3 rRNA genes are annotated in these 5,489 nt (G+C 55.7%); all 3 read left to right on the forward strand.

The features are described from left to right. The first annotated feature begins 270 nt into the window (after nucleotides 1–270). The 3 genes from LRP54_RS08305 to rrf all read left to right on the forward strand — a co-directional run bounded on the left by LRP54_RS08305 (nucleotide 271) and on the right by rrf (nucleotide 5,469). Nucleotides 271–1,810, forward strand: a 16S ribosomal RNA gene (locus LRP54_RS08305). A 284-nt stretch (nucleotides 1,811–2,094) separates the two neighbouring features. Next, a 23S ribosomal RNA gene (locus LRP54_RS08310) occupies nucleotides 2,095–5,213 on the forward strand. A gap of 139 nt (nucleotides 5,214–5,352) precedes the next feature. Further along, nucleotides 5,353–5,469, forward strand: a 5S ribosomal RNA gene (gene rrf / locus LRP54_RS08315). The 16S, 23S and 5S rRNA genes sit together here, the layout of an rRNA operon. Nucleotides 5,470–5,489 lie beyond the last annotated feature (20 nt).

Genomic DNA, 5,489 nt, shown 5'->3' on the forward strand with positions numbered 1-5,489 from the left:
TTTTGGTTTGACGTGTGCGTGGTGGGGTGGGTATTGTTTTTGTTTGTCGCCTGATGGGGTTTGCCGGTTGTGGTGGGTTTTGTTGGGTGGTGTGCCTGGCCTTGGTGCTGCGGGGTTTTTCTTGTGGTGGTGGGGTTTGTGTGGTTGTTGTTTGTGAACTCGATAGTGTGTTTTGTTTGTTTTTGTTTTGCCTGTTTTTTGTTTTTTGAGTTTTTTGTTGGGATTGGCCTGGCCTTTTTGTGGTTGGGTTTTTTCTGAATTTTTTTGTTTTTTTCGGAGAGTTTGATCCTGGCTCAGGACGAACGCTGGCGGCGTGCTTAACACATGCAAGTCGAACGATGAAGCGGTGCTTTTGTGCTGTGGATTAGTGGCGAACGGGTGAGTAACACGTGAGTAACCTGCCCTCTTCTTTGGGATAACGGTCGGAAACGGCTGCTAATACCGGGTATTCACTTTCCTTCGCATGGGGGTTGGTGGAAAGCTTTTGTGGTGGGGGATGGGCTCGCGGCCTATCAGCTTGTTGGTGGGGTGATGGCTTACCAAGGCTTTGACGGGTATCCGGCCTGAGAGGGTGACCGGACACATTGGGACTGAGATACGGCCCAGACTCCTACGGGAGGCAGCAGTGGGGAATTTTGCACAATGGACGAAAGTCTGATGCAGCGACGCCGCGTGAGGGATGGAGGCCTTCGGGTTGTGAACCTCTTTCGCTCATGGTCAAGCCTGGGTTTTGGGCCTGGGTGAGGGTAGTGAGTAAAGAAGCGCCGGCTAACTACGTGCCAGCAGCCGCGGTAATACGTAGGGCGCGAGCGTTGTCCGGAATTATTGGGCGTAAAGGGCTTGTAGGCGGCTTGTCGCGTCTGCCGTGAAATCCTCTGGCTTAACTGGGGGCGTGCGGTGGGTACGGGCTGGCTTGAGTGCGGTAGGGGAGACTGGAATTCCTGGTGTAGCGGTGGAATGCGCAGATATCAGGAGGAACACCGGTGGCGAAGGCGGGTCTCTGGGCCGTTACTGACGCTGAGGAGCGAAAGCGTGGGGAGCGAACAGGATTAGATACCCTGGTAGTCCATGCTGTAAACGTTGGGCACTAGGTGTGGGGGCCACCCGTGGTTTCTGCGCCGTAGCTAACGCTTTAAGTGCCCCGCCTGGGGAGTACGGCCGCAAGGCTAAAACTCAAAGGAATTGACGGGGGCCCGCACAAGCGGCGGAGCATGCGGATTAATTCGATGCAACGCGAAGAACCTTACCAAGGCTTGACATGCGCCCTGGGCTGCCAGAGATGGTGGTGCATTTGGTTGGGGGTGTGCAGGTGGTGCATGGTTGTCGTCAGCTCGTGTCGTGAGATGTTGGGTTAAGTCCCGCAACGAGCGCAACCCTTGCCCTATGTTGCCAGCACGTTGTGGTGGGGACTCGTGGGGGACTGCCGGGGTTAACTCGGAGGAAGGTGGGGATGACGTCAAATCATCATGCCCCTTATGTCTTGGGCTTCACGCATGCTACAATGGCTGGTACAGAGGGTTGCGATACCGTGAGGTGGAGCGAATCCCTTAAAGCCGGTCTCAGTTCGGATTGGGGTCTGCAACTCGACCCCATGAAGGTGGAGTCGCTAGTAATCGCAGATCAGCAACGCTGCGGTGAATACGTTCTCGGGCCTTGTACACACCGCCCGTCACGTCACGAAAGTTGGTAACACCCGAAGCTCATGGCCTAACCGCGTTTGTGGGGGGAGTGGTCGAAGGTGGGATTGGCGATTGGGACGAAGTCGTAACAAGGTAGCCGTACCGGAAGGTGCGGCTGGATCACCTCCTTTCTAGGGAGCCCTTTTTGTCGCGGGGGTGCTTGCGCGTGTTGTGCGTGTGGGTGTTCTTGTGGTGCTCATGCTGTGTTGGTTGCTGTTGTGGTGGCCGGGTGTGGGTGTTTTTGGGGTTGGGTAGGGCAAGGATGAGCATTGCATGCTGTCGGGTTCTCGTTCAACAGTGTTGGGCGTTTGCCTGCGCTTTCTTCTTGTGCGTGTTGTGCGTGTGGGTGGGGGGTGTGTGGTGGGTTGTTTGTGATGTGTATAGTGGTTGTGAGCATCTTTTTGTTCTGTGGTTTTGTTTAGTTTTTGTGGGCATTCGGTGGATGCCTTGGCACCAAGAGCTGATGAAGGACGTTGTGGCCTGCGATAAGCCTCGGGGAGTTGGCGAGCGAGCGTTGATCCGAGGGTGTCCGAATGGGGGAACCTAGCCTGGGTTGTGCCGGGTTACCATCATCTGAACGTGTATAGGGTGGTGGGGGGAACGCGGGGAAGTGAAACATCTCAGTACCCGTAGGAGAAGATATTTCGTGAGTAGTGGCGAGCGAAAGCGGAGGATGGCTAAACCGTGTGCGTGTGAGAGTCGGCGGGCGTTGCGTGTGCGGTGTTGTGGGGCTCAGTTTTTCGTTTTCTGCCGGGGACGAGCGTTGTGTGTTGCGTGGAGGTGAACCGTTTGGGATGGCGGACCGGAGTGCGTGAGAGTCGTGTAGCTTGACGTGTGACGCATGGTGTGGCTGGGTGCCCGAGTAGCGCGGGACTCGTGAAATCTCGTGTGAATCTGCCAGGACCACCTGGTAAGCCTGAATACTACTTGGTGACCGATAGTGCATAGTACCGTGAGGGAATGGTGAAAAGTACCCCGGGAGGGGAGTGAAATAGTGCCTGAAACCGGGTGCCTGTAAGCCGTCAGAGCCTTGAGGGGTGATGGCGTGCCTTTTGAAGAATGAGCCTGCGAGTTAGTGGCATGTGGCGTGCTTAACCCGTGTGGGGTATGCGTAGCGAAAGCGAGTCTGAAATATTGGCGTGTGTCGCATGTTCTAGACCCGAAGCGGGGTGATCTACCCATGGCCAGGTTGAAGCAGGGGTAAGACTTTGTGGAGGACCGAACCCACCAGGGTTGAAAACCTGGGGGATGAGCTGTGGGTAGGGGTGAAAGGCCAATCAAACTCCGTGATAGCTGGTTCTCCCCGAAATGCATTTAGGTGCAGCGTTGTGTGTTGCCTACTGGAGGTAGAGCTACTGGATGGCTGATGGGCCTTCGCGGGTTACTGAGGTCAGCTAAACTCCGAATGCTGGTAGGTTAAGCATGGCAGTGAGACTGTGGGGGATAAGCTTCATAGTCGAGAGGGAAACAGCCCAGATCATCAGCTAAGGCCCCTAAGTGTGCGCTAAGTGGGAAAGGATGTGGAGTCGCGTTGACAACCAGGAGGTTGGCTTAGAAGCAGCCATCCTTGAAAGAGTGCGTAATAGCTCACTGGTCAAGTGGTTTCGCGCCGACAATGTAGCGGGGCTTAAGTGCACCGCCGAAGCTGTGGCACTCACACGTGATGGCTTGGGTAGCGTAGTTGCCTGGGTTGTGTGAGTGGGTAGGGGAGCGTCCTGCGTGCGGTGAAGTCTGCTGGTGACGGTGGGTGGAGCGCGTGGGAGTGAGAATGCAGGCATGAGTAGCGAATGACAGGTGAGAATCCTGTCCGCCGATTGACTAAGGGTTCCAGGGCTAGGTTTATCCGCCCTGGGTTAGTCGGGTCCTAAGGCGAGGCCGACAGGCGTAGTCGATGGATGACCAGTTGATATTCTGGTACCGCGTATCAACCGACAAATGCTGAGACTTTTGTGCTAACCGCGTGCTGCGGGAGGTTCTTGCTTTCGGGTAGGAGCTTCTGGTGGTGGGTGGGATCCTGATTGTGGTAGGCAAGCGTATGAACAGGGGTGACGCAGAGAGGTAGCTGCCGCGCACCGATGGTTGTGTGTGTCTAAGGTTGTGGCCCGTTTCCTAGGCAAATCCGGGAAGCATGTGGGTGAGGACTGATGGGAGTCCCCGTTTTGGGGGTTTGGTGGTGATCCTGTACTGCCGAGAAAAGCCTCGACGCGAGGGTGATAGGCGCCCGTACCCTAAACCGACTCAGGTAGTCAGGTAGAGTATACCGAGGCGTTCGAGTGAATCATGGTCAAGGAACTCGGCAAAATTCCTCCGTAACTTCGGGAGAAGGAGGACCTTTGACTGTCTACTGTCCTAGCGGCAGCACGGCGGTTGGAGGTCGCAGAGAATAGGGAGAAGCGACTGTTTATCAAAAACACAGGTGCGTGCTAAGTCGTAAGACGATGTATACGCACTGACGCCTGCCCGGTGCTGGAAGGTTAAGAGGAAGGCTCAGCCCCCCTGGGGGTGAAGGCTTGAATTTAAGCCCCAGTAAACGGCGGTGGTAACTATAACCATCCTAAGGTAGCGAAATTCCTTGTCGGGTAAGTTCCGACCTGCACGAATGGCGTAACGACTTCTCCGCTGTCTCGACCGTGAACTCGGCGAAATTGCAGTACGAGTAAAGATGCTCGTTTCGCGCAGAAGGACGGAAAGACCCCGGGACCTTTACTATAGCTTGGTATTGGTGTTCGCTTGTGCTTGTGTAGGATAGGTGGGAGACTGTGAAGCCGCGGCGCCAGCCGTAGTGGAGTCGTCGTTGAAATACCATTCTGGTTCAAGCGGTCATCTAACCTTGACCCGTAATCCGGGTTGGGGACAGTGCCTGGTGGGTAGTTTAACTGGGGCGGTTGCCTCCTAAAAAGTAACGGAGGCGCTCAAAGGTTCCCTCAGCCTGGTTGGTAATCAGGTGGCGAGTGTAAGTGCACAAGGGAGCTTGACTGTGAGACCGACGGGTCAAGCAGGTACGAAAGTAGGAACTAGTGACCCGGCCATAGCATGTGGGTGCGTGGTCGCTCAACGGATAAAAGGTACCCCGGGGATAACAGGCTGATCTTGCCCAAGAGTCCATATCGACGGCATGGTTTGGCACCTCGATGTCGGCTCGTCGCATCCTGGGGCTGGAGTTGGTCCCAAGGGTTGGGCTGTTCGCCCATTAAAGCGGTACGCGAGCTGGGTTCAGAACGTCGTGAGACAGTTCGGTCCCTATCCTCTGTGCGCGCAGGAAACTTGTGGAGAGCTATCCCTAGTACGAGAGGACCGGGATGGACGAACCTCTGGTGTGCCAGTTGTACCGCCAGGTGCATGGCTGGTTGGCTACGTTCGGAAGGGATAACCGCTGAAAGCATCTAAGCGGGAAGCCTGCTCCAAGATGAGGTTTCCGGCACCCGTTCACGGGTGCGAAGGCCCCCAGAAGACGACTGGGTTGATAGGCCAGAGGTGGAAGCACTGCAAAGTGCTCGCGAGCCGACTGGTACTAATTGGCCAACACTAAACAACCACACCCCACGCGCAACACGCGCACAAAAAGGGGGGCAAAGCAAGAATGCTCGCGCCACTATACGCATCACACTCAACCCGAAATAAATAAATAAACCACCAAAGCCCAAACACGCGCTCACAAGTGGTTTCATAGACTCGCGGTGGTCATAGCGTAGGGGAAACGCCCGGACCCATTCCGAACCCGGAAGCTAAGCCCTACAGCGCCAATGGTACTGCACTCGACAGAATGTGGGAGAGTAGGACACCACCGCAACCAACCAACAAGAAGGGGGG

The sequence above is a fragment of the Schaalia sp. lx-100 genome, from assembly GCF_021083625.1.
Classification (GTDB): domain Bacteria; phylum Actinomycetota; class Actinomycetes; order Actinomycetales; family Actinomycetaceae; genus Pauljensenia.